Origin of the sequence: Vibrio sp. HS-50-1 (assembly GCF_024747315.1) — a bacterium.
Taxonomy (GTDB): Bacteria; Pseudomonadota; Gammaproteobacteria; order Enterobacterales; family Vibrionaceae; genus Vibrio; species Vibrio diabolicus.
The window spans coordinates 1,125,939-1,152,778 of sequence record NZ_JAMPZF010000048.1; the positions used below are offsets into that span (position 1 = coordinate 1,125,939).

Sequence of the window (26,840 nt, forward strand, 5' to 3'; positions counted from 1 at the left end):
CTTTTTAGGTTCGTAACATGAATGCGGAGTTAAAAGCGGTAGAGGCGCTTGGGGTTATCGACCAGAATCTTACTAAACAGTGTCGTATCTTGCGTCCAGTGCCACAAGGTATCTAACAACTGGCCATCATTTGGCATCTCAGCAGCAAAACATGGATGAGGCCAATCCGATCCCCAGACACATTGCTCTTCATTCGCTTCTAACAAAGCTTGAGCAAATGGATAAACATCATCATAAGGCGGTGATTGAGGCGACAAACGATACGGCGCCGACAATTTTGTCCACACTTTCCCCTCAGCTTTAAGCTTCAATAAGGTTTGAAAACCAGGATGAGAAATCAGCTTGTTTGTTGGCATATGTCCAAGATGATCAATCACTACGGGCACGGGTAAAGCCCTTAATCGGTGATATAAGTCATCAAACTGCGAAACATCAATTAAGCATTGAAGGTGCCAGTGTCGCTCTGCAAGACGAGCCGCTAAACGTTCAACATCACCCCACTCAATACCACCTTTAAACAGCAGGTTCATCCGCACCCCACAAAATCCCGCTTCTTGTAGCTCATCCAGCATTTGCTCGGACACATCCGCATCCACGACCGCGACGCCTTTGTAGTCGTAACCTTGCTGGCGTAAATATCGCAATGTATCAAGGTGCAACTGGTTGTCATTGCCATACACACTCGGCTGAACGAGAACGCCATGACGGATGTCTAATTGCTGGTGCAAATGCAGGTACGCGCCGACGCTGGCATCAGGCGGAGTGTAGGTTCGCGTTTCACAGTACGGATAACGTGAAGAAAAAACGTGGGCGTGACAATCAACCGCGCCTTCAGGAGTCGCGATTGTTGGTTTATTTACAAATGGGGCCGCCGCTTCACAAAATGGAATTATGCTCATCGAAAATCATCCTGTCAGAAAGGTAGAGGTGCCATCAACGAAGGCACCTCTTGAAGACTTAACTGAAGTTCTCACTCAACCAGTTCGCGATCACGCCAGAGAACTGAATAAACTTAGGATCGTCGTCCAACATCCACTCGGTGTGACCACCTTCAGGCAGTAAGAATAGAGATTTCGGCCCAGGGTATTTCGCGTACAGCGACTTTGCTTCGGTCACTGGGTGAAGGTCGTTTTCTGCACCGTGCGCAATCAAGATTGGCGCGTCTGCAAATCGCTCGTCCAGTAGAGCTTCCGGTTTGAAATTGATGAGAGAATCCGCAAAGTCCAGATCAGATGTCACGCCGTAGCCTGGCGCTTTGACCAGTTCAGTGAATACATATTCGCGGCTTACTGGATCAAGCGGGTAGATTTCAAATGGATCAATCCCCTGCTTTTCTCCACCAAGAGCAAGACGTGTACGCTCTTCTAACATAAATTGACGGAACGCTTTCCAGCCGTGCTCGCCACGTTGAGCAACCTGAACACGTACCGCATCATAAAAGCCGTTCATGGAGATAAGGCCATCAATCGCATCTTGGCAAACTCGGTAAGCATCAAGAATTAATCCACCCGCCATGCCCCAGCCAGCCAGTACGACTTTGCGACCTTCCTCGTTAGCGCGCTTTTTCACAACCGCAACCGCGTTGGCGATGTCGCGTACTTGTTCATCCAGAATAACTCGCTCACGAATGCCTTCAGATTCCCCAAAGCCACGGTAGTCAAATCCGAACACCGTAAAACCCTTCGCAGTTAAGGCTCTCGCGTAACGCTCTGGGTGAATATTTTTTTGCCCAGTAAAGCCTGAGCAGACAATAACGATCGGTAAGTCTGGGTTGTTAACGTTCTCGTCAGTAAAGAAAGCGCCATCAAGGCGTAGACCATCACTAATTACTGGGGCTTTTTGTTCAATCATAATTATCTCGTCCAAATGAATGTGTATGCTCGACAAAGAAGTCCTTGTCTTAAGTCACATCATGTTCGAATTTTGATAGCAATAATTTAACAATTGCGACATTCTTATCCAGAAATACGACATAGATGAACTGCCCACTTGGTGACCACAGAGAATGAAAACGACACACACGTATCGCATTGGTTTTTTCCTTATTCCTGATTTTTCGATGCTCTCTTTTTCGGCGGTTATCGAACCTCTTCGAATGGCCAACCGCCTCGCTGGTTGCGATTTGTATCAGTGGGATATTTATGGATTCGAAGATAAAGAAGTATCGGCCAGTAATGGCGTTTCATTCTCGCCAACACAGTCAGTCAACAACATTGCTCATTTAGACTTGCTGCTGGTTGTAGCAGGTATTGGCGCCCACGTTGCTGCTGCGAGTGGCTCGGTGAATCAGTGGTTAAAGCAAGCGCTTCGTCAAGGCATCGCCGTGGGCTCGACTTCGACAGGCAGCGTGTTGTTAGCAAAAGCTGGGCTATTAAAAAACAAGACGTGTACGGTGCATTGGGAGTCCGCCAACAGCCTGGCAGAGGAGTTTCCAAACATTAACGTGACCAGTGAGTTGTACGAATTCGACCCACGCACACCAACTTGTTCGGGCGGCCTAGCCGGTTTGGATATGATGCTTCATTTAATTACAAACCAACATGGTAGTGACTTGGCGAATCAAGTGGCTGAGCAATGCATTCACCCTGCGATTCGACCAGCGCATGATAAACAGCGGATGTCGTTAATCCGTAAACACAACATCCGCCACCCGCGCCTGCTCGACGCTGTAGAGATCATGGAAGCCAACATGGAAGAGCCACTAAAGTGCTATGAAATTGGCGAACAAGTAGGGTTATCGGTCAGGCAGATGGAAAGGTTATTTTTGCAATACTTGCAAGACAAACCAGGCAATTACTACCTTCAACTGCGCCTAGAGCGCGCTCAACATTTGTTGTTGCAAACCATGTTGTCTATTACCCAAATCAGCACCGCTTGTGGGTTCAGCTCTACATCGTATTTTGCGCGCTGCTACAAAAAACGCTATGAAAAAACGCCGCGTGAAGAGCGACGTTTAGCTTAAGATTGAGTAAGAGAAGAGAAGCTCGATCTCTTCGATCTCATCGTGATGTGTCAGGCGACGTGTCAGACAGCTTGTCAGACAGCTTGTCAGACAACGTGCCTTGGTAAAGCAGTGATAGCCAAGCAAGTACCTGCTCTTTACTGGCTTTATCAAGTTGCAAACAGCCCTCTTCTATCGCTGAAACGCGTGAAGCGGGCAGTTCTTTCTCTGCCAAAGTGCGAAACTTACCTCGCATCTCGTCTCGACTGAGAGGATTTTCAGGATTACCTCGCGCAATACAGGGAGGCGAAGTCAGTTTGTCGCCATTTTTCAACGTCACCACGACATGCGCCCAGCGTTCGGCTGGAAACTTATCATTGTAAGCAGGCTCTTCAATTAACTTCATCCGCTCCGTAATTGCCAAGCGAGCAGGATCTTTCAGTCCTTTGGTAACGGCTTCTACCGTGACCGTATTATCCATGACCACACTCGCGACTGAAAATGGCAAACTGTACTGAGCCTGCTCGGTTGTCTCAGGGCGCTTGGTATGCAGGCACACCGCCTGGTGAAAGCTATGAACTTCGATAAGTTCAATCTCATCAGGTTCTAGTTTATTTTCTTGTTGAAGCGCTCTCACTGCTTCAACCGCGGGTTGAGCCCAACGACAAACCGGATACGGTTTAAAGTATTGCTCCAGGATATACCAACGCTGCCCTAAATCTGCCCACAAAGCGTGAGTTTGTTGGTCCAGCAGAGTCACGGCTGGCGCGCCAGTAAATCCCTCTTCTGCCAGCTCTGCACTGGCAAAGCCCGCCATCGCTCCCCAGCCAGAGCCGTCTTTGAGCATGGTTGGATGTTCAATACAACGCATCATTTGGCTGCGCGGGCCATAGAACTCGGCAATGCCGAGCGCATGCCCTGTTTGTGCCTCCGTTAATTCTTTTCTTCTTGCAGATACTGCGGCGACGCCCAGCGCATTCCAAGCACCAGAAGTATGGTAGTCACAAGCGGTTTGATGCAGCGCGATTCCGGCGCGAGTTGCTATTTCGTAGCCAATGACGAGGGACGTTAATAACTCTTCTCCCGTAACTGCTAACTCATGCATACTGGCGAGCAGCCCCGGCAAAACAGCAACGCCTACATGGCCTTTCGTCAGGACTTGGCCGTCGTGCGCGTCCATACTGTCAATCAACATGCCGCCATATAGAGTCGCCCCACAACCACTGGCCGTGTGATCAGAAAACAGCATCGGCGTATCACCGGCAAACTGCTTCTGCGCGAGTTTGGCTACCATATTTTGCAGCTGCGTCGCTTTACCAGCTGCGGCGACACCTAACAAATCCAAGACGCAATATTTCGCTTGTTCAATAACGTCAGCAGGAAGCTGTTCAAAGGTTAATTCGTGAATAAATCGATGAATAGATTGCATCATCTACTGCTCCAGTTTTAGCGTTTTGCCTTCGACAATATCGTTGTGATCAATGGTGTATTGCTGTCTCGCATGGTAGGCAGCTCGAATCTGGCTTTATCAATATCGTCCAATGACAAGGTCGCAGTTACCAAGGTTTCACCGTCTTCTGCCTGCGCCAAGAGCTCGCCCGTTGCAGACAAAATACAGCTTCCTCCCCAAAACCACGCTTCGCCCTCTGGCCCGTAACGATTGGCCATCAAAACTGGGGTTCCGTAGAGCACCGCATAAAATTTAACGTTAACTAACCAGTTGTCTTCATTGGAAAAGTCTTTACTGACAATACTGCTGGCCGAGTTGATCGGCGCGAGCAAGATTTCAGGCTTATCGAGTAGCGCACAATGAACCAAAGGTGGATTCCATAAATCGGCACAAATTAAAACCGAGCCTCGCCAATTATCATCAAGAGAAACGCTGGTGGTTGCGTCACCAGAATGAAACCACTTGCCCTCTTCAAGCCCACCATAGGTTGGTAAATTGATTTTGCGATGCACAGCAACCACCGTACCACCGAGCAACCAAGCCATCGCGTTGTAGTACTCTCCCGGAGCAGCCTGTTCAACAAAGCCGACAATCACGGACATGTGCGGTGCAAGTTGCGCAAGCTCTTTAAGCCGAGCATCATCACGCTTCATGGCAACTTCACGCACAGAAGATTGGAGCTGGTATCCGGTCAAGGAGAGTTCAGGAAATAGCAATAGCTGCGACCCCAAGGCCGCAGCTTGCTTTATGTAATCCTGATGAGTATTCAGATTAGCATTCACATCGCCTAACTGGGCGTTGGTTTGGGCCACACTGACTTGCAGGATAGTCATGGTATTACCCCAAGTTATGCTCAGATAGGAACTGGCTTGCGACTTCTGAGATCGAACGTCGCTCCACATCAACTTGTTGATTCAAAGTCGACATCGTATCGCCATCGATCGCCGCAGAAAGCGCGTTCATTTGCTCGGCAAGCTCTGGGTTCGCATCTAGCGTTTCTTGGCGAACCACAGGAGTGATCGCGTAATCAGGGAAGAACTGTTTGTCATCCGTTAAAACGGTAAAACCAAATGCTTTGATACGACCATCTGTTGCGAATACGAGCGCAGCATCGACTTCTTTCCCTTTCAGCGCATCATAAGTTAACCCCGTATCCATGCGTTTCACTTGGTCTCGTGACGCTTTGAATTTGTAGGTTTTCTGTAAAGGTCGGAAGCCATCTTTTCGTGCATAGAATTCCGCATTCAAAGCAATGGTCATTGGCGGGTCTTGGCGCATTTGCTCGGCGAAGTCGGATAAGGTTGAGATACCACGTTGTTTCGCATCGTCACTGCGCATAGCGAGCGCGTAGGTGTTGTTCGCTTTTGAAGGCTTAAGCCAAACTAGACCTTTCTTCGCATCGAGTTCCTTAACGCGTTGATACACTTGCTCTGCTGGGAGCTTGTCTTTGACTTTGTTGTAAATGATCAGTGATGTGCCCGTGTATTCCCAATAAAGATCAATCTGGCCGTTTTCTTGCGCTTTACGCAAAACCGCACTGCCCATGCCCGAACGTTTATCAACGTCGTAGCCTTTTTTGGTTAAATATTGAGACGTAATTTCCGTTAAAAGCTGTTGTTCTGTAAAGTTTTTACCACCTACGACGATTTCCGCAGATGCGTGAAAACTTGAAAGCAGTACACCAACGGCCAGCAAGCGGCGAGTAATTTGCTTCAACATGTTTGACTCCTGTCTGTGTTCAATTTTTAGGATTGTTATTGTCTAGCTCTAATAGGGTTACAGCCTTTAGGTACAGTGACATAGGAAACGGCTCCTACCACACTGTCGATAGCGATAGCCAGCATCGCTGTAGGAATAGCGCCTGCCAGCATCATGATGGGTTCATCCAGATCAATACCAGTAAAAATGAGCTCCCCTAACCCACCGCCACCAATTAAGAAGGCCAGTGGAACGGTGCCCACGTTGACAGCTAACGCCGTGCGGATACCGGCAAAAATGACGAACAGCGCATTAGGAATTTCAACCTGAAACAACATTTGTAACTCGGTCATACCAATGCCTGACGCCGCTTCTTTTAAATGAGCGGGCACTTCTTTCAGTCCAATGTAGGTGTTTCTGACAATCGGCAACAACGAGGCAATCGTCAGCCCAAATACCGCAGGCACGGTGCCAATGCCAAGAAAGCTCATTGCCAGCGCGAGAATGGCTAAAGTAGGAATCGTGGTCCCCACATTCAAAACCTGCATCGCCGATTCTGCGACTTTCTGAAAACGGGGACGGCTGAGCAATACGCCGACGGGAATCGCGATTAGGATCGCCAATCCACCAGACAGCAGCACCAGTTCAATGTGCTGAACCGTCAAATAAACAATGTCTTCTTGGTAGTAAAGAAAATCATCGATCGTACCCGCGCCTTGTAAATAAATACCCAGCGCAAAGACACACGCCAATAAAACGAAATAGTAGATTTGTTTGAGCTGGTTGGTCACGATGCCTCCTTAGCCTGATGCAATGGCTGTGGCTGACTAGGAGAGATATCGCGCTGATAAGTTGCGCCTAGATAATGGGTAATGCCGCGCTGTGTGACTTCGCCCACTAAGCGGCCATTCTCGTCAATACACGGCATCCAAACAATGTCGTGCGTGAACATCTTCGACGCGACTTTACGCAGATCATCCGTGGTTCGGGCGATTGTTTTCAGGCCGACATAATGTTCGCCGCAGTACCCCTTCATATTGATTGCGGTAGCTTTTGGCACATAACCGATAGGTTGGTGTTGGTCATTCACTAATATCACGGCGTCGCGATACCCATACGCGTCAATTTTGGTTAGGGCGTCGGCAAGCGTCTCGTTAGGTTTCACGTGCGCAAAGGTGGTCTGCATGACGGATTCAGCTGTAACTAAGCGTAGACGTTTAAGTGCGCGATCATCTCCGACAAAGTTTTTCACGAAATCATCTTTCGGGTGTGCGAGTAAATCGTCAGGCGTATCGTACTGAACCAGATGACCATCGCGGAAAATCGCAATTCTATCGGCCATTTTGACCGCTTCATCAATGTCATGACTGACAAACATGATGGTCTTGTTGAGCTCTTGCTGCATTTTAAGGAACTCATCCTGGATTACTTCACGGTTGATCGGGTCAATCGCGCCAAAAGGTTCATCCATCAGCATGACGGGAGGATCCGCAGCTAGCGCTCGGGCAACACCAATTCGTTGCTGCTGTCCGCCAGACAACTCATTTGGATAACGATTAAGGAAGACACTAGGATCAAGAGCCACCATCTCCAATAGCTCTTTTGCACGCGTCATGTACCTTGCCTTATCCCACCCTAATAACTTGGGAACCACCGCGATGTTTTCGCCGATCGTCATGTTGGGAAATAAGCCAATTTGCTGAATAACATAGCCAATGTTGCGGCGCAGAGTGACCGTATCCATCCCAGAAGTATCTTCACCACCAAGATAGATCTTGCCCGATGTCGCGGGAATAATTCGGTTGACCATTTTCAGCGTGGTGGTTTTGCCACAACCGGACGGGCCAAGTAACACACATATTTCACCACTGGGAACTTCCATCTCAATGTGATCTGCGGCAGTCACCGGGCCATTAGGCGTTTCAAAAATTTTGGTTAGCTTGTCAATTTTGATCATTTGAATGTCCCTATTATTTATCCTTTATCGAGCAGCGGTTAGGCCCGGTGGCGTTAATCTCTTTTGTAGTCGAATCAATCCGTAATCCGCGATGATAGCCAGAAGGCTAACGGCGATGGCACCAACGATCAGTTGTCGAGGATCACTTTGCGAGATGCCGCGGCTGATAAACACGCCTAGCCCTCCTGCTCCGATATACGCGGCGATCGCCATAACGCCAATATTCATTACTACTGCCGTTCTCACACCCGCCATAATCACCGGAATCGCCAACGGAATTTCCACCATTTTCAAACGCTGAAAAGGCGTCATCCCGATGCCGCGAGCTGCCTCTCGGAGTGACGGTTCTACGTTGTGAATGGCGGTATAAGTGTTGCGAATAATAGGCAGCTGAGAATAAAGCAGTACGGTAATCACGGCGGGCACGTAGCCAATCCCATGACCAATGGTCGATAAGAGAGGAATCATCAAACCAAACAGTGCGATTGAAGGAATGGTGATAATGATGGACGCTACGTAAAGCACCACTTTCGCAACGCGCTCATTTTGTGTGATAAGAATGCCGATAGGTACGCCAGTTAGGATGGCAAGCCCAACAGCCAGAGCGACCAAAGAGATGTGCTCCATGGTAAGCGTACCTAGCAGCGCTAAGTTATCTATGGTGAAATTTAGTAAGTCCAAGTAGGTCTCCCCCAACTGTGATTCGCAACCAAGTTAACAGGGGATTAAATTACGCTACTTTTTATTAACAGTGTTGTAAAATAGCGACACGTTAAGATAGAAATACGAAATATTAAGGAGGGAAATAATTGGCTTTCTCATCACCAAAAAAAGCGCTTTATTGGCGATGAGCAGCAGTAGTAAACAAGTTGATTATATCGGAACTGAAAAAAGCCATTGATAGCATGAAGAACCAACTACAATGAGCGGTTAAATTGCTCCACAGCCTCTACGACACGGCTAGCGCCATCTTGTATTTCGTTCATCACATTCCCCGCTTTTTCTGAAAGTTCTAGCGTATCTAGTGCTTCTTTTTGACATTTGGCGATCAGTTGGACAGCATTATCGGTTCGCTCTAAGTTTTCAGTTACCATTGTGACAATTTCATCAGTGGTCGCATTGGTTCTTGTGGCAAGCTGTCTCACCTCGTCAGCCACCACGGCAAAGCCTCTACCATGCTCACCCGCGCGAGCTGCTTCTATCGCCGCATTTAGCGCTAGTAAGTTAGTTTGGTCTGCAATACCACTGATGCTATTAACCAGTTCACTAATGCGTGATGAGTGCGCTTTGAGCTCGTCAATGGCCGTATTCGCTTGCTGCATCTGGTCAGACAGTGTTTGCACCTTTTCTAGCGTCGAACCTATCACTTGCTGACCTTGCAGTGTTTGTGTTCCGGTCTCTTGAGAAACTTCATTAGCCAATTGCGCAGCCTGAGCCATTTGCTGCTCTTGCATCACCTGCTGGGTGATGTCGGTCGCGAACTTGACGACCTTGTAGAGCTCTCCTCTATCGTTATGGATAGGATTATAGGAGGCTTCTAACCATACCTCTTCACCGTAACGGTTAACTCGCTTAAATCGGTCTGAAGCAAACTGTCCTTTTGCCAAACGTTGCCAGAACTCGCGATAAGCTTCAGAACCAGCCTCTTCCTGATCGCAGAACATACGATGATGCTTACCTTTAATTTGATCCAGTGTATAACCCATCGTACTAAGGAAATTATCATTGGCCTTTAATACATTACCATCTAACGTGAACTCAATAACCGCCATAGAACGGCTCAACGCATTCAGCATGTCCTCTTGCTCACGCGATGCTTTGATCGTTCGCGTAAGCTCAGAAGCAAACACAAAAAAGCTTTCGACTTCTTGATGTTCGTTTAAAACAGGCTGGATAACCGTTCGTAACCACGCTTCTTCGCCGTTGCCTTTAAGTACTTGCATCGCGCCATTCCAAAAGACTTTTTCCTGAACGGCTCTCTTCATTCGATGAAAGTGATCTGTATTGCGCGAATTTGACGGTACCAACTCGGTAATCGGTTTCGCTAAAATATCCGCATCAGCGAAAAAGAGTTGTTGGTGAAGTTTTGTATTTACAGAGGTAATGCAGCCTTTCTTATCCAGCGTTAAGCGAAGCATTTCTTCATCTAAACTGTGTTGGATTTGCTGCAAGCGTTGCAGATCCTGCTTTAATCGTTGGTTTTCTTGCTGAAGCGACTTATTAAAAAACATAACTTTCTCTCATTTGACTAATTTTCGAACTAGTCAACGGTTTATTATTTATATGCCCAATAGCCTGCAAAGATACGATTTCGTTTGATCGTTCTTCAAACGCAATTCCTGTCTCCGAGCTGAGACACCTACATGACATAAGGCTATTTTTCTTTGGTATGACTTAAGCGCAGTATACTGAAATTTCTTCACCGCCCAAGTTGTTTATATATTTATCAATATTAAGGCAATTGGCAGCTATTAGAGATCCGTATTAATGCGGATAGTTGTATGGAGAAAGGATGTATTTGGATCAAAAAAAGCCCTTTCCATAAAGGAAAGGGCTTTGACTTAGTTCCCAAAATTTTTGCCGTTTTACAGCAGTTCCACCGACTGTTGAGCGATTACCCACTCTTCATTGGTAGGAATAACTAGTGCTTTCGCACCGAGCAACTCAGATGTTGCAATAACACCTGCGTTGCCAAATCTTGCATCTTCGTTGCCTTTCTCATCTTCAACAAAACCTAGCAGTTTCAGGTTTTTCAAGATTTCACGACGAATTGGTAGTGAGTTTTCACCAATACCACCAGTGAAGATGATGCCGTCTAATGAATCCAGAGCAGCTAGGTAAGAAGTAATGTATTTCGCAACACGGTAAGTGAAGATTTCAAATGCCAACTTCGCACGTGTGTTACCCGCTTCCATGGCTTCTAGTACACCACGTGCGTCACTTGTTACACCGGATACACCTAAGAAGCCTGACTTCTTGTTCATCATCTCGAACACTTCGTCTTTTTCCCAACCTTTACGGAAAAGGAACTCGATAACACTTGGGTCGAGGTCACCACAACGAGTACCCATCATTAGGCCAGCTAACGGCGTCAAACCCATACTTGTATCAACACATTCGCCATTTTTAACCGCACTCACTGATGCACCATTACCTAAGTGCACGGTGATAAAGCTGCTTTCTTCAACCGGCTTATCTAGCATTTTCGCTGCTTCACGGCTTACGTAGTAGTGGCTTGTGCCGTGAGCACCGTAACGACGCACTTTATGCTCTTCGTAAAGCTCGTAGGGAAGCGCGTACATAAACGCTTTTGCAGGCATTGTTTGGTGGAAAGCAGTATCAAACACCGCGAATTGAGGCAGTGAAGGGAATGCTGCCATTGCTGCTCGCATACCTTCTGCATTCGCTTTGTTATGAAGTGGCGCTAGCTCAGCAAGACGCTCAACTTCTTGAATAACTTTTTCATCGACTTTCACTGTGCCTTTAAAGGTTTCGCCACCAGCAACAATGCGGTGACCTACTGCTACAAATTTTGAGCTCAAACCCAAAGTCTCGAGTAGTTTTACCACTCGCTCAACAGCGTACTGATGATGGTTACCGCCAGCAGGAATTGCTTCAACGGTTTTTTCTCCCTGATATTTCCAACTGATTTCAGCTTCAGGTAGGCCAAAACACTCACCAATACCTGATACCAAAGCTTCACCGGTTTCAGAATCAATAACAGCAAATTTTAATGAAGAGCTACCAGAGTTGATCACCAGTACAAACGAATTAGACATGAAATAGTTATCCTGTTGTAGAGCAGAGGTTGTAATAGCGCTTGTGCGCTGCGTACTTCTTGTTTGCCCCTCTATTATTCAATAATTTTTTAATCTTTCAACAATCTTTTAGTAAAAGCGATTTGATTGAACAAATTTTGTTGATCTGTAGCAAGTTTTGATTTTATTTGAAGACTAAAAAATATGACTTGTTAAACATAATTTATGAATAGGTCAATTTGTACAAATTCAGAGATATGAGCTACGTTGTTTATTGGGTGAACAAAAATAATAAACCAATCAATAAATCGGGGTAATAATGTGCCCACTATTGCATTTCTATTAGTGATCTTAGGTTTGATTTTGCTCTGCTGGGGATGGCAGATGACAAAAAACATCTGCTCGAAAACTGATGTACCCGGGTGGACTTTCCTATTGTTGTTAATCAGCTGTTTCATTTTTGCGTATGCCGCTTTTTTACACGCTATAATGCAAAAACCTATCGCTTCCCTCTTGGAAACCGGAGTTTCTCTCATTTTATTCGGTGGCAGCATTTTTGTGGTGCTGGTTATCAAATGGAGCAACGACTCCATACTAGAACTTCATACCGTTGCTGAAAAAGAGAAGCGTAATGCCGTTCACGACGCACTTACTGGACTCCCTAACCGTAAATACTGCTTTGAGTTAATCGAAGATAGAATACAGTCTGGAGACCCTTTCTCAGTGATCCTTTTCGATGTCGTTAACTTTAAACAAGTCAACGATGCTATGGGACACTTTTGTGGAGACCAACTACTGATTCAAATTGGGCAACGTCTCCAAGAGAAACTTAAAGGCAGTGACAAAATTTTCCGCGTTGGTGGCGATGAATTTGTCATCCTCACCTCGTCAGCATGCGAGGAAACAGGCAAAAGTCTCATCGAAGAGTTAGATTCGGCACTGTCTAATCGCTTCCATTTAGATGAGTTTCAAGTCTCTTCCCGCGTTGTTTTCGGTGTCAGTACCTACCCTTATGACGCTCTGTCCAATGACCTATTGATAAAGCACGCGGACATTGCCATGTATCACGCCAAACGAAATGGCAATCTCTTTGCATTTTATAATGAGGACATGAACGTCGGGGCCAAATACCAGCTCGAAATCTCTTCTCGTATTCAATGTGCGCTGGAAAAAGAGGAGTTCCAGCTATACTACCAACCGTTGATTGACGCACATACTAACTTAGCTGTCGGCTTTGAAGCCGTGATCCGTTGGCATGATGAAAATGGTAAAACGATTTCGCCTAACGACTTCATCCCCATCGCGGAGCGAAGTAATCAAGTGCACAACATCACCATGTGGGTCCTCAACCAAGTTGAAAAAGATCTCCAGACCTTTATAGAAAAAGACATCAAGCTTCCTGTCCACGTTAACTTATCTGCAAAAGATCTCTCGTCTAATTTATTGTTCAACCGCTTGGAAACACTGCTCAAGGTAAACCCTCAATTTGCTGACCTTATAAGCTTAGAGATTACTGAAACGATGGCGATTGATAGAGTTGTTGAGCTCAACCCCCTAATTCACCAAATCAAAGGATTGGGTATTAAGATCAGCTTGGACGACTTTGGCACCGGGTATTCATCTCTGTCGCTTTTGAGAGATCTCCCGGTTGATCAAATTAAAATCGACCGATCATTTCTTTGTACCGCAAGCCGGACAGAAGGCACCCGCTCTATCGTTGAGAACACAATAGCGTTAGCGCATGGCCTAGGGTATTCAGTCGTCGCAGAAGGCGTTCAAGACATGGATACACTGCATTTTTTGCGCAGTCGTGGCTGCGACATCATTCAGGGCTACTTGTTCTGCCCAGCCCTACCCTTAAACGAAGTAATAACCTGGGTAAATGAGCACGATGAAAAACAAAGCCGTATTCGACGCGCATAAAAAAGCCGAGCATTTCGCTCGGCTTTCAATTCTTAAGGCAATTTAATCAATTGCTCTAATCACTGATTCGTGATTATGCTTCTTGAGTGCGACGACCACGGCCGTGACCACGCTCACCACGGTGGTTACCACGGTGATCACCACCACGGTTACGATCGAAGCGACGTTCGCCACCTTCTCGGTTACCATCGCGGTTACCATCGCGGTTGCCGTCACGGTTACCACGGAAGCCACCTTCGCGACGACCGCCTTCACGACGATCACCACCACGGTTACCGCCTTCGCGGTTGCCACGGTAACCGCCGCCATCACGACGACCGCCATCGCGACGACCACCGTCACGGCGACCACCACGAGACTCTCGGAAGTCATCGAAGTCACATACTACAGCACCAACATCTTGTTGACGGATACGTAGTTTGCTTAGCTTGCCCGCAGCTTCAGAAGTCATTGCTTTTGGTAGCTGAACGAATGTGTGGCCTTGTGCCAGCTTGATCGCACCGATAGAGCCTTTACCTAGACCTAGTTCGTTCGCTAGAGCACCAACGATGTCTTTAACTTGAACACCTTGCTCGCGACCAACTTGAAGCTGGTAAGTATCCCAATCTTGGTTGTTGAAGTTACGACCGCCGTCACGACCACCTTCACGGCGCTCTTTGCGGCGTTGCTTATCACGCTCAATCGCTTCAACCATTGGATCTTCGCCAATGTAGAACAGAGGACGTTTACCTTGCTGGCGCTTAAGAAGCATAGCAGCAAGCGTTGCTGGGTCGATGTCTAGAGAAGTTTGTAGTTTCTCTACTAGCTCAGCAAATTTGTCTAGAGCTTTGTGCTCTTTCTCTGCTTCAAGCTCAGCGCCTAGCTTAGCTAGACGAGCTTCAGCAACTTGGTCACGTAGAGGAAGTTGAATCTCTTCCATAGATGACTTAGTTACGCGCTCGATAGTGCGAAGCATACGGATTTGGTTAGTGCGAACAAGAAGGATCGCTTTACCTTTACGTCCAGCACGGCCAGTACGACCGATACGGTGGATGTAAGACTCAACATCGAATGGGATGTCGTAGTTGAATACGTGTGTAATACGTGGAACGTCAAGGCCACGTGCAACAACGTCAGTTGCAACTAGGATGTCGATAACACCTTGTTTGATGTGATCAACAGTACGCTCACGTAGAGACTGAGGAATGTCACCGTGCAGAGCAGCCGCTTTAAAGCCACGTGCAGATAGCCAATCAGCTAGACGCTCAGTGTCTTGACGAGTACGTACGAAGACGATTGATGCATCAGTTTCTTCCGTTTCAAGAAGACGAGACATCGCTTCATCTTTCTCTACACCCTTCACTACCCAGAACTGCTGTTGAACTTTGTCTACAGTGTGGTTCTTACCAGCAACGTCAACCATTACAGGCTCACGTAGGAAACGCTCAACGATTTTCTTAAGCATCGGAGGCATTGTTGCAGAGAATAGAACGCGTTGAGCAGACTCTGGTGCATGTTCCATGATCGCAGTAACGTCATCAACGAAACCCATGTTTAGCATTTCGTCAGCTTCGTCTAGTACAAACGTGTTTACTTCATCTAGGTGTAGACGTTCACGGTTGATAAGGTCTTGTACACGACCTGGAGTACCAACAATAACTTGTGCACCACTCTTAAGAGCGCGCATCTGATCTACGATAGAAGCACCACCGTAAATCTCTAAAACTTTAAGACCCTTGATGTTCTTACCAAGGTTTTTCATTTCAGCCGCAACCTGAATAGCTAACTCACGCGTTGGCGCAAGAACGATAGCTTGTGGTTTACGTTGGTTGAGATCGATCTTATTTAGAAGAGGCAGAGAGAACGCTGCCGTTTTACCTGTACCTGTTTGAGCTTTACCCAGCGCGTCAGCACCTTCCAACAGGTGTGGGATTGCCGCAGCCTGAATTGGAGTTGGTGACACGAAACCCATTCCGTCTAGAGCAGAAAGGATAGAATCATTCAGAGATAAATCGCTGAATTGAATAACAGAATCTTGCATTGGGATCCTACTTAATTAAACAAAAAAACAGTCCCATATGCTCTTCCAATTCGATACTGATTCATCCAGTTACTGATTCCATTCAGACAGGAACACAGCACAGTACACAACCGCGATAAGCCATTAGGGACGACTAAGGGAGGCGGATTATTCCTTAAAAGCATAAAAAAAGCCAGAAAAAATTGAATTACATCACAATTTATTCTCAATAATGGCATTTTTAGCATATTTTTCCACCATCCCCACCATTCCCCGTAGATTTGCGCAGCTCGCAGATGAGTTTTTCATCAATATTTAAGCCGATTTCCTGCAATTCGATCAGCAAAATTCACGGCGAAATTGCGCTCCACAGGTAGTAATAATAGCTCGCAATGATTATAGTGTGCCCAACTCCATAGGTAATTTAAGAAAAGATGTTTCAAGATAACCCACTACTCGCTCAGCTTAAGCAGCAAATCCAAGAAAACCTGCCGAAAAAAGAAGGCTCAATAAAAGCCACAGATAAAGGCTTTGGCTTTTTGGAAGTGGACAGCAAGACTAGCTTCTTCATCCCACCTGCGTACATGAAAAAGTGCATGCACGGTGACAAAGTCGTCGCCATTATCCGCACAGAAAATGAACGCGAAGTTGCAGAGCCACAAGAGCTGTTAGAACAAGCCGTGACTCGCTTTATTGGTCGAGTCAAAATGTTCAAAGGCAAGCTAAACGTAGCACCTGATCACCCACAGCTTAAAAAGCTTTCTCTTAAAGCGAAACTAAAGAAAGGTCTAAAACCTGACGAGTTCGCTGAGGGAGATTGGGTTGTCGCACATCTTATTCGCCACCCTCTAAAAGGCGATAACTCTTTCTTCGTGGAAATTTCTGAAAAAATCACAGACGCGAACGACAAAATTGCACCTTGGTGGGTAACGCTTGCTCAAAACGATCTACCAAACTCTGAGCCAGCAGGCATCGAGAACTGGGAACTAAAAGACGACGCCGATCTAGAACGCGTAGACATGACACACGTTCCTTTCGTGACTATCGATGGTGAATCAACCAAAGATATGGACGATGCGCTGTACGCGAAGAAAACCGAATCTGGCGATTTCGAACTGACAATCGCTATCGCAGATCCAACTGCCTACATCACACCAGAAGATGAAATGGATAAAGTAGCACGTGAGCGTGGCTATACTATTTATCTTCCGGGCCGCAATATTCCAATGCTGCCTCGCGATCTAGCAGACAACCTATGCTCTCTGATTGAAGGCGAAATCCGCCCTGCTATTTGCTGTACCGTAACCGTAAATAAAGACGGCGTAATTGGCGACGATATCAAGTTCTTTGCAGCAAACATCAAATCACACGCACGCTTAGCATACGATCACGTGTCTGATTGGCTAGAAAACGGCAGCTCAGAAGCATGGCAACCATCTGAAGAGATCGCGACGATCGTTCGTGACCTTTACGACTTCTCCCTTGCTCGCGCAGAATGGCGTGAGAAAAACGCAGTGGTCTTCCCAGACCGCCCTGACTACCGTTTTGAGCTGAGTGAAGACAACGATGTGGTTGCTATCCATGCAGATATGCGCCGCAGTGCAAATCGCTTGGTTGAAGAATCAATGATTACCGCAAACATCTGTGCTGGTCGTACACTGCGCGATAAATTTGAAACAGGTGTTTTCAATACTCACGCTGGCATTAAGACTGAGAAGATTGAAGAAGTTGTTCAACTTGTCAACCCAGAAGGTGAACTGGAATTCACAGCGGAGTCAATTACCACTCTAGAAGGCTTTGCTGCATTGCGTCGCTGGTTGGCTGCGCAAGAAACCTCTTACCTAGATAATCGTATTCGTAAGTTCCAAGCCTACAGTGAAGTAGGTAATCAGCCTCTTCCTCATTACGCTATGGGGCTGGATATCTATGCGACTTGGACATCACCAATTCGTAAGTACGGCGATATGATCAACCATCGCATGTTGAAGGCCGTCATCCTAGGCAAAGAGCCAGTGCAAAAACCTGATGATCAAGTCGGTGAAGAACTAGCTCTGCACCGTAAACATCATAAAATTGCTGAGCGAAATGTCTCAGATTGGTTATATGCACGTACGCTTGCTGATGAGCCGAACAAGAAAACTTGTTTCACAGGTGAGATTTTCGATATTAATCGTGCTGGTGCACGTGTCCGACTTCTCGAAAATGGCGCAGCAGCCTTTATTCCTGGTGCACTAATTCTTGATAATAAAGAAAGAATTGAGTGCAATGGCGACAACGGTACCATCTCTATCGATAAAGAGGTCGTATACAAACTTGGTGATACATTGGAAATTGTCCTTGCGGACGTAAACCAAGAGAACCGCAGTTTAGTTGCAAAGCCAACCCAGGTATTTGCTGAACAACCAGCAGCACAAGCAGAACAGACTGTAAGTGAATAATACCGAATGAAGTTAAAAGGCGCTCTATTGAGCGCCTTTTTTATTTGTTATGTAAAAATGATAAGAACGAATATGCCGAACATTGAGATCATTCGCTTTAATCACTTCACTGCGCGCAAAAGTGAGCGTTACACCGCAACACATAATGGCTTATATGTTGTTGAAGAAGGTGCCCTATTAGTTCATCAACCAAATGGTGAACAGTTTGAACTTAAAGCAGGAGATTTTACTCTCTACAACTCTGCTGATTTGAGCAGCGCAGAAGCCATCCCTAGTGAAAATGGCTTTAAAGCACTGGCTCTAGTCTTCAACCCAAATCTATTCTGTGACTTTAAAAAAGCACACCCAATGCTACGCTCCAAGACAGAAGAAAGGCGCTTCTATCCTTTTTCAGCGCAAGCCAGCAGCGAAGTAGCACAACTAAAAGACACATTGGTCAACTTAGCGAGTCGAAATGCTCCAGACTACACACAAGGTCATATCGCAATGGCACTGCTGTCGTTAATGGTGGAGGCAGAGCCAAACATCCTATCAATCATAGATGATGCAAGCAGCCTAAGCGACTCTCAAAAGGCCATCAAGTATATTGAGAACAATATCGAGAAAGATATCACTCTGGAAGGCTTAGCGGCTCATATGGGCATGTCTATCGCGACGTTAAAACGCCGCCTCGCCGCAGAGGATCTTTCATTTTCACAGATATTAAAAGTGAAGCGGATCAACTTCGCCGCAACCCAGCTGCGCATGTCAGAAAAATCTATAACAGAAATAGCGTTTGAATCCGGATTTAAAAGTGCAGCGCATTTCAGTACCGCATTTAAATCGGTTTACAACATGACACCGAAAGACTTTAGAAACCAAGTCGTTAAATCCAAAGCATAAATCATGGTGACATTGGCAGCTGTTAGAGTTGGAGCGCTCCCTATTCCCAAAAACACGCTTGAGGATCGCTTTCCAACTCGGTGAGTAGGTCTTCGAGCGTTTGACTGTATGGAAGTGGCTTATAAGGTACCCACCTTAATAATTCGTTGCGGTACGTTGGGACGTAGAAATACCAAAGCTGATTGCCCTCATCAAACACAATCTTCGCGACGGGAGAGGTATATTCGCTGTGCTGTGAATCAAGAAGAAAATGCGCCCTATGAAGCTCGACGCCATTCTCCACTGGCTCATATAAGCACTTACCCTGCTCGATAGGCAGGTTAGCATTACGTGCAGAGCAGAGCGATTGAACTGATTTGTATAAACGACTTGTCGCCATTTGGGACACTGACATCAACGTTCTCCCGATGGATGATTGTTAGGGCTGTCGATCCTAGTATATAACCTTTACACCACCACCGATGGTGATTATCTGCCTACCTCAAACAAAGGGTGGCTATATTCTCATTTACTCAGATTATCATCTCACTCTGCTTGGAAACGCTACCTACATCACCTCTTGGTTAGAAAGAATTCCCTTGTTTAGACCCGACAGTTCACAAAAGTGTAACCTGAACGCAATATCATAAACGCTGCTTTATACCGTATATGGAGTTTAATATGTTACGTTTTACTGTGGCGACGTTATTGGCCATAGCAGCCTCCCTCCCCGCCATTGCAAAAGAAATTAATATCTCTGGGTCAACCTCGGTTGCTCGCGTAATGGATGTACTTGCAGAGGAATACAACAAAACACACCCGGACGATTACATTGCAGTTCAAGGTATTGGTTCTAGTGCGGGTATTACAATGGTTAATAAAGGCGTAGCCGAGATTGGGATGAGCTCTCGCTATCTGACAGAAAGCGAAAAAGGTGAAGATCTCAACGTATATCCTATCGCTTATGATGGCCTAGCTGTTGTTGTAAACCGTACAAACTCTGTAAAAAACCTTTCTCAACAACAACTGTTTGATATCTACAAAGGTAAAATCAAGAATTGGAAAGAGGTTGGTGGTGCAGATCAACCTATCGCTGTTGTCACTAGAGAGGCGTCTTCAGGCTCACGCTACAGTTTTGAAAGTCTGCTAGGACTAACCAAAATCGTAAATGATCGCCTCGTCTCAGATATCAGCCCGAACAACTTGGTTGTAAATAGCAACAGCATGGTAAAAACCATCGTGAACCATAATACTCGTGCAATTGGGTTTATTTCTGTGGGATCAGTAGATCGCTCAATAAAAGCGATTCAATTAGATGGTATTGACCCAACTTCGGCAAACATTAGCAATCACAAGTATAAATTGGCGCGGCCATTCCTAGTACTCTACAAAGTCAATAAGATTAGCGAACCAGGTAAAGGGTTCGTCACCTTCCTTCGCTCAGAACAAGGACAAAAAGCGATTGCTGATTACGGTTACACTCCAGTAAAAAGCTTTAATCAATAAAACCAAAAAGAGAGCATATTAATGCTCTCTTTTTATATGTTTTCTATCTGGCTCTGGAATTAGAAATGCAGTTGAATAACAGAAACGACAACAGCACCAGGTCGACGAATACCTTCGATTTCCACTTTAATTTCACGCTCGATCTCCAAACCTTTTTTGATCGGCGTTACTTTTGTTAACGTGCTGACAGCACGAACATTGTTTCCTGCTTTAACAGGGTAAGGGAAACGAACTTGGTTTAAGCCTAAGTTAACGACCATTTTGGCTGTTGGGAACATTGGCTTATCAGGGTCCACTGAGTCAGTCAATTTAGGCAACAATGCTAATGTTAAAAAGCCATGAGCGATGGTTGTCTTAAATGGAGATTCAACTGACGCACGTTCTGGATCTGTGTGAATCCACTGCATGTCTTCCGTTACCGCACCAAATTGATTGATACGTTCTTGAGATACATGCACCCAGTCACCAGTGTGAATCACTTCACCAATTTTTTCACTTAACTCGTCATACAGCTTTTGAGCCTCAGGTGCCATTACGATTGGTGCAGGTTGAGGCGCAACCTCTTCGTTAACAGCTGGCTGTTGGTGATCACGAACTTTTGAGAAAAGAAAGCTATTCTGAGCTTTTCCCAAAAAGTCACTCCAATAATCGCGTAACGTTGGAGACATCCAATTCATAAACTCGGATTGATGAGCAGAAATCGCATCAACTTTGTCTTTAAATAGATTTGTGACCTTCATAAACACCCTTAAAAAATTTAAGCACAACTGGCTATACCAGTTAATTTTGAATTAGTTCACAAAGTCTTGCAAATACTTTCGGGCGAACACATGTACCCTAAAAGCAAGTTATTTCTTAAATATCATAAAGATAACAATAAAACACCATTTTATTGACTTGCGCCAATATAAAGTAAAAACTCTATAAATTGCTACTATTTGTCCCTTTTTTACCCCATTTTTAAACTGTTTAACATTACATCAGCGACTATAAAACGAGCAAACAGTACTTCTATTATAATTCAGCACTTTACAAGTCGGACTATGCTCCCTATTATACGTTCCGCAACGGAGAGATGGCTGAGTGGTTGAAAGCACCGGTCTTGAAAACCGGCATACGTTAATAGCGTATCTAGGGTTCAAATCCCTATCTCTCCGCCACTTATTAGAGAGCTCGCATTTATTGCGAGCTTTCGTCGTTTTAGTGCTTGTAAAATGACGGAGGTTCGAACCCCTAGTCGTATACGGCCCCAGAACTTCACCACATTCCAATAAAGAGCCCGCTAAAAATTAGCGGGATCTTTATTTCTATTTTCTAGTGTTTAAGCAAACTTCTTAATCATTTCAGATAGGTCATTGGTACAACTTTGCACTTTAGAGTTCATCTGATTCGTTTCTGTCATCAGATCATACGATTCACTGTACTTTAAGTTAAGCGACTGGATGTTTTCGTTAATCTCATCCGTTACGTAAACCTGTTCTTCTATCGCTACCGCAATTTGTTGATTTCGCTCGACTACATCCTGAACGAGAGATTGCAGCTGTTGGATGCTCTCTAAAGCCGTGCCTAATAATGTTACCGTTCCGGTCGACATTTCATTGCCTTTCTCTAGCGCAGAAACCGCTGATTTACTGCCCTTTTGAATTCCTTCAATGGCCGCTTTAATTTCTGTTGTCGATTCCTGTGTTCTTTTAGCAAGGGTTCTCACTTCATCCGCAACGACTGCAAACCCTCTCCCTTGTTCGCCTGCCCTCGCCGCTTCAATTGCTGCATTCAACGCTAATAAGTTGGTTTGTTCAGCAATATCATTGATCACTTCAACAACAGTTCCTATTTGCTCGGTTTGTTGGTTCAAACGCATGACCACTTTAGAGATTTCGCCGAGCTCATCCACCAGCTCTAGTACCGAGTGGTTAACATTATCGATAACGCTACTGCTATCTGTCATCGTGTTCTGCGCTTCTAGCGTAGCATCGGCCGTCGCTTGAGCATTATTTGATATCTCAGATGATGAGGCTTGCATCTCGTTGACCGCTGTAGCGACCGAGTCGATCTCTACTTTCTGTGCACTCAAGTTTTCCGTCACTTGCTGGCTATTAGTCGCAGCACTGTTGGCACTTGCACGCGTTTCTTCGCAAGAGTCTTTTACAGACACCCCGACTCGCCCTAATAGCGCATCTGCAAATTGCTTACGCATCTTCATACCCAGCTCAATTTCAGCCAGATCGTTAATTTTTCCGCAATAAATATACTCCATTAGTGGATTGTTGAAGTCTTGCCTAGCCTGTCTAGCAAGCTTTTCAACAGGCCTTGTTAATACATAAATTGAGAAAACGGAAAGTAATGCAGCGATGCCAAAGGCCACCGCTGGTGATTGATTCATTTGTAGAGTTAGCAAGCCAAGAAGGTTGGAAATGAAAAGAAAGAAGGCTGATCTCATCCACAAACGCGTACGGGGAAGATACATTTGCAATGGTTTACCGTTATTCCGAAGTTTTGAATACGCTTTTTCCGCTCGTTGAACGTGTATACGCTCAGGTTTAAATCGAACCGATTGGTACTCAACAACTTCACCATTGGATTTGATAGGAGAAGCAAACGCATCAACCCAATAATACCCTCCGTTTTTACGTCGGTTTTTCACCATTCCCATCCAGTGTTTTCCGGCTTTTAGGTGCGTCCATAAATCTTTAAAAGCCTGTTTCGGCATGTCGGGGTGGCGTACAACATTGTGAGGCTTACCGATAAGTTCACCATCACCAAACCCCGCTACTTCATTAAAGTTTTCACTGGCATATTTGATATAGCTGGACGTATCGGTGATAGAAACTAGGCTGTAACTCGAAGGGTAATCATATTCCGTTTCACTCATAAACATGTGTCCTTACATTGATTAATTAAATAAACGGCAAGTATGAGTGTAGCAGCATAACATTTATGCGCATAATGATAAGCTCATTGTAAAATTCAATGAAATTACTGATAGGTCAATTTATTACCTGCAAGCGTAGTGGCTGTTTCACTCTCAAATAGCACTACCCTTGAGTGCTCACAAGATGCTGCATTGATTAAAATTAATACACAAAAGCGCTTCCTTACTGAGTTCGTAAATTGTTATAAATAAACGATTACAACGAAAACAAGGAAGACAAACATATGACTATTCGTTTTAGTCAGCTTGCCGCTCAAGGGAACACGGCTCACCTATTTATTGACGATTGGAAAATAGATACTCAGCAATCTTGGGGAATATTCAGCGCGGATGGGGATATTGGTTCTCTACTTGGAGACCTTATTTGTGGTGAACTTTTACCAATAAGCGGGAAACTTGAGCTTGATGGGCTGTCCGTTGCTCAAGTGTCGTTATCAGAGCAACAGCGATTACTGGAAAGAGAATTAGAAAAGGACGATACAGACTTTCTTGATCGTATCGATCAAGGCAGTACCGTTTACTCACTCATTCAGGAGCGCAGCCAAGACGCTAATTTAATAGATCAGCTGATTACCGACCTCGACCTAACTCACCTTAAACACAGTGGCTTTCGTGTTCTCTCTACAGGGGAAACAAGACGAGTGATGTTAGCTCGCGCTTTAGCAACACAGCCTGATTTGTTACTGTTAGATAACCCATTTACTGGTTTAGATATTGCCCATCGAGCAGCTCTCGCTCACTATTTACACTCGCTTTCTCAAACCGTACAGCTGCTGGTCACGTTTTCTCGCGAGTCTGATATACCTGAGTGGATTGATCGAGTTGCGCTTTTCAGTGCAGGAAAGCTGGACAGTACGATGGATAAATCCAGTTGGGATAATCATCCAATCATTGAACAAATTAAATCTCAGTCCGAGCAACAGAGTGAAGAAATGATGAACTTGATACGTCAGCATCAGCACTCGACACACTTCGACAACCCAATATTTAAACTAACAAATGGGTCTGTTGAATACACTGATAAGAAGATCTTTACTGACTTAAACTGGCGAATAGACAAAGGTCAGCATTGGCAGATCAAAGGCCCAAATGGCTGTGGGAAGAGCACCTTGCTTGGGTTAATCTTTGGTGATCATCCTCAGTGCTACAGCAATGACATTGATATTTTTGGTAAAAAGCGAGGGTCTGGCGAGACGATCTGGGAAATCAAGCAGCACATAGGCATGGTATCTTCAGCGTTACACCTTCAATACCGCGTTAACTGCAGTGTGCTAGATGTGATTTTGTCCGGTTTTTACGACTCCATAGGGTTGTATAACCAACCCACTCGTAAAGAAGTGGACATCGCAAACGAATGGCTCGACATCCTACATATGAGCCAATACCGAAAAACCTCATTCAAGCAATTAGAGTACGGTCAGCAGCGCCTGTTGTTGATTGCAAGAGCCATCGTTAAACAACCAACATTACTGATTTTGGACGAGCCATATCAAGGGTTGGATTTTCTTGGTAGGCGTTTAGTTAAGAATACACTTGAGCTCATCGCCCGAGAGAATTTAAGCCAGCTATTGTATGTATCTCATTACCAAGAGGACCGCTTGGATAGCATCAAGAATGAGTTAGAGTTTGTTTTTGATGACAATGACCAATGTTATCGGGCTAACGTTTACCAATCATAATGACTTCGCTGAGCAAGTTGATCATAAGGTAAAGGCTTGGAGTAAAAATATCCTTGATGATATCGCACTCCCATCTTTTTCAAATGGTCGGCTTGCGCCGTTGTTTCTACACCTTCAGCGATGAGTTGTACTTTTAGCTCTTCCGAAAAGTGAACAATAGCTTTTAAAACAGAAGCACTAAGGCTAGGTATGCCAATAGTTTCGACAAAACACTTATCGATTTTTAGGTAATCAATACGCATGTGCTGCAGAAACGCCAGCGAGGTTTGACCGGTACCAAAATCGTCGATTAACACATCAATGCCATGTACTCGCAGCGCTGCAATGCACTTTCTGGCTTCAGCATCAATGAGTTGACGTTCTGTTATCTCTATGCCTAATGAGACGTTATTTCGACATAACTTCCTGTCAATGAGTTGAATCTTTCTAATCGCGTTTGGCCCAACTAAGTAACCGGGCGGCACATTAATACCAAGGTGAACAGACTGATTAAAGTCTAATTTACTAAAGTCTTCTGCCGCTTTATCGAGAACGTAATCCGTGAGCAAAAAGACCAATCCACTTTGCTCCGCCGCTGGCACAAACTCATCAGGAGAAATGAACCCTTTATTCTGATGTTCCCATCGCACTAGGGCTTCAAAACCAAATAGTTGACCAGTATCGACGTTAATCTGGGGCTGGTAATACAGAGTCAACTCGCCTTTCTTTATGGCTTTCTTTAAATCTAAGACCAAGCTTCGATGAGGATCGATAAATTTATTTAACGCATATAAGCAAAGATAGATAACAAAAATGATTGGAATTGAATACAAAAAATAGGAAAGTGTTCTTTGTTTGACAAATAGATCGCTAGCTTCACTCAAAGCTTCATATTCAAACATTTGCGACGATTTGATGCCAATAGGGTTACTTCCCGTTCTCAACGCTTCTTCAGGTGCAACTTGGTCATGGATAAATAAGGCAGAGCGTTTTAAACGTAAATCGTTATTAAATCCTATCTTCGCATTAAAGTAGTCATGATCAATAATCGTCACCGCTTGATAACCTCGCTCTCCTTCGGTCACGACGAGCAAAAATTGGTCATATACGCTATCCACGTTTCCAAGTGCTAACGCTTGTCCCTCGGGAAATATAATGTGCTCGGCTAACGGCTTAGAAATTACGCCCAGTTTAGAAGAACACGTAATGACCCCATTTTTTACAATCAGCATTTCTTCGATATCTCGTTCAAACATCAAGTTTTGCTGAAGCTCTTCACATCGTCTAGGATGCAACAAAGCCGTGCGGTTTTCGGTCTCTATTTGGAATAAAATTTCGTCTGCGATTTGAACGTTTTTTTCTAATAGATGATTGAGGTTGTTTTGCACGCTTTCACGAGCTAAATACAAGACTTCGCCAACAATCAAAGGAATGGGCAACAAAAAAATGATGGCTTTTTTAAAAAGCGCCTTATTCAGCATATAAAAGTAACCTTTTATAAAACCGATTTACTGAGATGGTATCTGGATTCTGATACCCACTAGCAACTCTCGTTTATAATATTATTTATTTAGATTAACTCAGTATGCGAAACACTTGGTAATACCGCAAACTAAACAATGCCTTAATCCCTCCTGTTCCAATTTAGCATCAAACGACTCAAACCTGAGACGTCAATACGACATCATTTTTGAGCCTATCGGTACCGAGGTAAGCCCT

The 26,840-nt window shown here is 45.1% G+C and carries 21 protein-coding genes, 1 tRNA gene and 1 pseudogene; 7 read left to right on the forward strand and 16 right to left on the reverse strand.

Translation table 11 applies throughout. The annotated features are described in order from the left end of the window. Positions 1 to 29: 29 nt before the first annotated feature. Both NDJ01_RS24265 and NDJ01_RS24270 read right to left on the reverse strand, forming a co-directional pair. On the reverse strand, positions 30 to 899 hold the full coding sequence (locus tag NDJ01_RS24265) for an amidohydrolase (protein ID WP_258587532.1): 870 nt from the start codon (positions 897 to 899) through the stop codon (positions 30 to 32). Positions 900 to 957: 58 nt separating this feature from the next. Continuing rightward, positions 958 to 1,851 (reverse strand): alpha/beta hydrolase, encoded by an 894-nt coding sequence (locus tag NDJ01_RS24270; protein ID WP_258587533.1) that lies wholly within the window; start codon positions 1,849 to 1,851, stop codon positions 958 to 960. Between the two features lie 154 nt (positions 1,852 to 2,005). Here NDJ01_RS24270 and NDJ01_RS24275 point away from each other — a divergent pair, with 154 nt between their 5' ends. After that, on the forward strand, positions 2,006 to 2,962 hold the full coding sequence (locus tag NDJ01_RS24275; RefSeq protein ID WP_005375751.1) for a GlxA family transcriptional regulator: 957 nt from the start codon (positions 2,006 to 2,008) through the stop codon (positions 2,960 to 2,962). Positions 2,963 to 2,999: 37 nt separating this feature from the next. On the opposite strand, the gene NDJ01_RS24280 is transcribed toward NDJ01_RS24275, so the two are convergent. From NDJ01_RS24280 to NDJ01_RS24315, 9 genes and pseudogenes are all read right to left on the reverse strand, one after another. Beyond that, entirely contained in the window at positions 3,000 to 4,373 is a 1,374-nt protein-coding gene (locus NDJ01_RS24280) for an MmgE/PrpD family protein (RefSeq protein WP_258587534.1), read from the reverse strand. A gap of 14 nt (positions 4,374 to 4,387) precedes the next feature. Continuing rightward, positions 4,388 to 5,224, reverse strand: coding sequence for a nitrilase-related carbon-nitrogen hydrolase (locus NDJ01_RS24285; RefSeq protein WP_258587535.1), 837 nt, complete (start codon positions 5,222 to 5,224; stop codon positions 4,388 to 4,390). Between the two features lie 4 nt (positions 5,225 to 5,228). Next, on the reverse strand, positions 5,229 to 6,110 hold the full coding sequence (locus NDJ01_RS24290) for a glycine betaine ABC transporter substrate-binding protein (RefSeq protein WP_258587536.1): 882 nt from the start codon (positions 6,108 to 6,110) through the stop codon (positions 5,229 to 5,231). Positions 6,111 to 6,145: 35 nt separating this feature from the next. After that, complete coding sequence (locus NDJ01_RS24295) at positions 6,146 to 6,880, reverse strand: ABC transporter permease (protein ID WP_253651246.1); 735 nt, start codon at positions 6,878 to 6,880, stop codon at positions 6,146 to 6,148. Further along, on the reverse strand, positions 6,877 to 8,046 hold the full coding sequence (locus NDJ01_RS24300) for an ABC transporter ATP-binding protein (RefSeq protein ID WP_258587537.1): 1,170 nt from the start codon (positions 8,044 to 8,046) through the stop codon (positions 6,877 to 6,879). The genes NDJ01_RS24295 and NDJ01_RS24300 overlap by 4 nt, the downstream gene beginning before the upstream one ends. A 24-nt stretch (positions 8,047 to 8,070) precedes the next feature. Then, positions 8,071 to 8,673 carry an ABC transporter permease gene (locus tag NDJ01_RS24305; protein WP_005391019.1) on the reverse strand — a complete coding sequence of 201 codons (603 nt, stop codon included), beginning with the start codon at positions 8,671 to 8,673 and terminating at the stop codon, positions 8,071 to 8,073. Between the two features lie 290 nt (positions 8,674 to 8,963). Then, entirely contained in the window at positions 8,964 to 9,500 is a 537-nt protein-coding gene (locus NDJ01_RS24795) for a methyl-accepting chemotaxis protein (protein ID WP_370687804.1), read from the reverse strand. Further along, positions 9,498 to 10,277, reverse strand: a pseudogene (locus NDJ01_RS24800) (PAS domain-containing protein); the annotation flags it as partial. The gene NDJ01_RS24795 and the pseudogene NDJ01_RS24800, both read right to left, overlap by 3 nt. A 354-nt stretch (positions 10,278 to 10,631) precedes the next feature. Beyond that, on the reverse strand, positions 10,632 to 11,825 hold the full coding sequence (locus tag NDJ01_RS24315; RefSeq protein WP_104970111.1) for an acetate/propionate family kinase: 1,194 nt from the start codon (positions 11,823 to 11,825) through the stop codon (positions 10,632 to 10,634). A 363-nt stretch (positions 11,826 to 12,188) separates the two neighbouring features. Between NDJ01_RS24315 and NDJ01_RS24320 the strand changes: the two genes are divergently transcribed. Then, on the forward strand, positions 12,189 to 13,727 hold the full coding sequence (locus NDJ01_RS24320; RefSeq protein ID WP_258587538.1) for a bifunctional diguanylate cyclase/phosphodiesterase: 1,539 nt from the start codon (positions 12,189 to 12,191) through the stop codon (positions 13,725 to 13,727). 73 nt (positions 13,728 to 13,800) lie between these two features. Here NDJ01_RS24320 and NDJ01_RS24325 read toward each other — a convergent pair whose 3' ends face one another. Further along, positions 13,801 to 15,747, reverse strand: coding sequence for a DEAD/DEAH box helicase (locus NDJ01_RS24325; protein ID WP_258587539.1), 1,947 nt, complete (start codon positions 15,745 to 15,747; stop codon positions 13,801 to 13,803). 413 nt (positions 15,748 to 16,160) lie between these two features. On the opposite strand from NDJ01_RS24325, the gene rnb reads away from it, so the two are divergent. Both rnb and NDJ01_RS24335 read left to right on the forward strand, forming a co-directional pair. Next, the gene (gene rnb, locus NDJ01_RS24330; RefSeq protein ID WP_046873665.1) at positions 16,161 to 18,164 is read left to right on the forward strand and encodes an exoribonuclease II; all 2,004 of its coding nucleotides are present in this window, start codon (positions 16,161 to 16,163) and stop codon (positions 18,162 to 18,164) included. A 72-nt stretch (positions 18,165 to 18,236) separates the two neighbouring features. After that, the gene (locus NDJ01_RS24335) at positions 18,237 to 19,046 is read left to right on the forward strand and encodes a helix-turn-helix transcriptional regulator (RefSeq protein WP_258587540.1); all 810 of its coding nucleotides are present in this window, start codon (positions 18,237 to 18,239) and stop codon (positions 19,044 to 19,046) included. Between the two features lie 40 nt (positions 19,047 to 19,086). On the opposite strand, the gene NDJ01_RS24340 is transcribed toward NDJ01_RS24335, so the two are convergent. After that, positions 19,087 to 19,440 carry a DUF3024 domain-containing protein gene (locus tag NDJ01_RS24340; protein ID WP_258587541.1) on the reverse strand — a complete coding sequence of 118 codons (354 nt, stop codon included), beginning with the start codon at positions 19,438 to 19,440 and terminating at the stop codon, positions 19,087 to 19,089. A 266-nt stretch (positions 19,441 to 19,706) separates the two neighbouring features. Between NDJ01_RS24340 and NDJ01_RS24345 the strand changes: the two genes are divergently transcribed. Continuing rightward, positions 19,707 to 20,531: a phosphate ABC transporter substrate-binding protein gene (locus tag NDJ01_RS24345; protein WP_258587542.1), complete on the forward strand. Its 825-nt coding sequence runs from the start codon at positions 19,707 to 19,709 to the stop codon at positions 20,529 to 20,531. A 59-nt stretch (positions 20,532 to 20,590) separates the two neighbouring features. Here NDJ01_RS24345 and NDJ01_RS24350 read toward each other — a convergent pair whose 3' ends face one another. Continuing rightward, positions 20,591 to 21,271 carry a MaoC family dehydratase gene (locus tag NDJ01_RS24350; RefSeq protein ID WP_005391037.1) on the reverse strand — a complete coding sequence of 227 codons (681 nt, stop codon included), beginning with the start codon at positions 21,269 to 21,271 and terminating at the stop codon, positions 20,591 to 20,593. A gap of 329 nt (positions 21,272 to 21,600) precedes the next feature. Here NDJ01_RS24350 and NDJ01_RS24355 point away from each other — a divergent pair. Further along, a tRNA-Ser gene (locus tag NDJ01_RS24355) sits at positions 21,601 to 21,691 on the forward strand. Positions 21,692 to 21,852: 161 nt separating this feature from the next. On the opposite strand, the gene NDJ01_RS24360 is transcribed toward NDJ01_RS24355, so the two are convergent. Beyond that, positions 21,853 to 23,403: a PAS domain-containing methyl-accepting chemotaxis protein gene (locus tag NDJ01_RS24360; protein WP_237284312.1), complete on the reverse strand. Its 1,551-nt coding sequence runs from the start codon at positions 23,401 to 23,403 to the stop codon at positions 21,853 to 21,855. 284 nt (positions 23,404 to 23,687) lie between these two features. Here NDJ01_RS24360 and modF point away from each other — a divergent pair, with 284 nt between their 5' ends. Then, positions 23,688 to 25,142 (forward strand): molybdate ABC transporter ATP-binding protein ModF, encoded by a 1,455-nt coding sequence (modF, locus tag NDJ01_RS24365; RefSeq protein ID WP_258587543.1) that lies wholly within the window; start codon positions 23,688 to 23,690, stop codon positions 25,140 to 25,142. Here modF and NDJ01_RS24370 read toward each other — a convergent pair. Further along, positions 25,130 to 26,602: an EAL domain-containing protein gene (locus NDJ01_RS24370; protein WP_258587544.1), complete on the reverse strand. Its 1,473-nt coding sequence runs from the start codon at positions 26,600 to 26,602 to the stop codon at positions 25,130 to 25,132. The two genes, modF and NDJ01_RS24370, sit on opposite strands and share 13 nt — an antisense overlap. Between the last annotated feature and the right edge of the window lie 238 nt (positions 26,603 to 26,840).

Excerpts from the sequence above, each read along its gene's own strand:
- NDJ01_RS24305 (WP_005391019.1), bottom strand. The coding sequence starts at position 8,673 with ATGGAGCACATCTCTTTGGTCGCTCTGGCTGTTGGGCTTGCCATCCTA.
- NDJ01_RS24795 (WP_370687804.1), bottom strand. The coding sequence starts at position 9,500 with ATGCAAGAGCAGCAAATGGCTCAGGCTGCGCAATTGGCTAATGAAGTT.
- NDJ01_RS24350 (WP_005391037.1), bottom strand. The coding sequence starts at position 21,271 with ATGAAGGTCACAAATCTATTTAAAGACAAAGTTGATGCGATTTCTGCT.
- NDJ01_RS24325 (WP_258587539.1), bottom strand. The coding sequence starts at position 15,747 with ATGCAAGATTCTGTTATTCAATTCAGCGATTTATCTCTGAATGATTCT.
- NDJ01_RS24290 (WP_258587536.1), bottom strand. The coding sequence starts at position 6,110 with ATGTTGAAGCAAATTACTCGCCGCTTGCTGGCCGTTGGTGTACTGCTT.
- NDJ01_RS24345 (WP_258587542.1), top strand. The coding sequence starts at position 19,707 with ATGTTACGTTTTACTGTGGCGACGTTATTGGCCATAGCAGCCTCCCTC.
- modF (WP_258587543.1), top strand. The coding sequence starts at position 23,688 with ATGACTATTCGTTTTAGTCAGCTTGCCGCTCAAGGGAACACGGCTCAC.
- NDJ01_RS24275 (WP_005375751.1), top strand. The coding sequence starts at position 2,006 with ATGAAAACGACACACACGTATCGCATTGGTTTTTTCCTTATTCCTGAT.
- NDJ01_RS24335 (WP_258587540.1), top strand. The coding sequence starts at position 18,237 with ATGCCGAACATTGAGATCATTCGCTTTAATCACTTCACTGCGCGCAAA.
- NDJ01_RS24280 (WP_258587534.1), bottom strand. The coding sequence starts at position 4,373 with ATGATGCAATCTATTCATCGATTTATTCACGAATTAACCTTTGAACAG.
- NDJ01_RS24270 (WP_258587533.1), bottom strand. The coding sequence starts at position 1,851 with ATGATTGAACAAAAAGCCCCAGTAATTAGTGATGGTCTACGCCTTGAT.
- rnb (WP_046873665.1), top strand. The coding sequence starts at position 16,161 with ATGTTTCAAGATAACCCACTACTCGCTCAGCTTAAGCAGCAAATCCAA.
- NDJ01_RS24370 (WP_258587544.1), bottom strand. The coding sequence starts at position 26,602 with ATGCTGAATAAGGCGCTTTTTAAAAAAGCCATCATTTTTTTGTTGCCC.
- NDJ01_RS24340 (WP_258587541.1), bottom strand. The coding sequence starts at position 19,440 with ATGTCAGTGTCCCAAATGGCGACAAGTCGTTTATACAAATCAGTTCAA.
- NDJ01_RS24320 (WP_258587538.1), top strand. The coding sequence starts at position 12,189 with ATGACAAAAAACATCTGCTCGAAAACTGATGTACCCGGGTGGACTTTC.
- NDJ01_RS24285 (WP_258587535.1), bottom strand. The coding sequence starts at position 5,224 with ATGACTATCCTGCAAGTCAGTGTGGCCCAAACCAACGCCCAGTTAGGC.
- NDJ01_RS24265 (WP_258587532.1), bottom strand. The coding sequence starts at position 899 with ATGAGCATAATTCCATTTTGTGAAGCGGCGGCCCCATTTGTAAATAAA.
- NDJ01_RS24360 (WP_237284312.1), bottom strand. The coding sequence starts at position 23,403 with ATGAGTGAAACGGAATATGATTACCCTTCGAGTTACAGCCTAGTTTCT.
- NDJ01_RS24300 (WP_258587537.1), bottom strand. The coding sequence starts at position 8,046 with ATGATCAAAATTGACAAGCTAACCAAAATTTTTGAAACGCCTAATGGC.
- NDJ01_RS24315 (WP_104970111.1), bottom strand. The coding sequence starts at position 11,825 with ATGTCTAATTCGTTTGTACTGGTGATCAACTCTGGTAGCTCTTCATTA.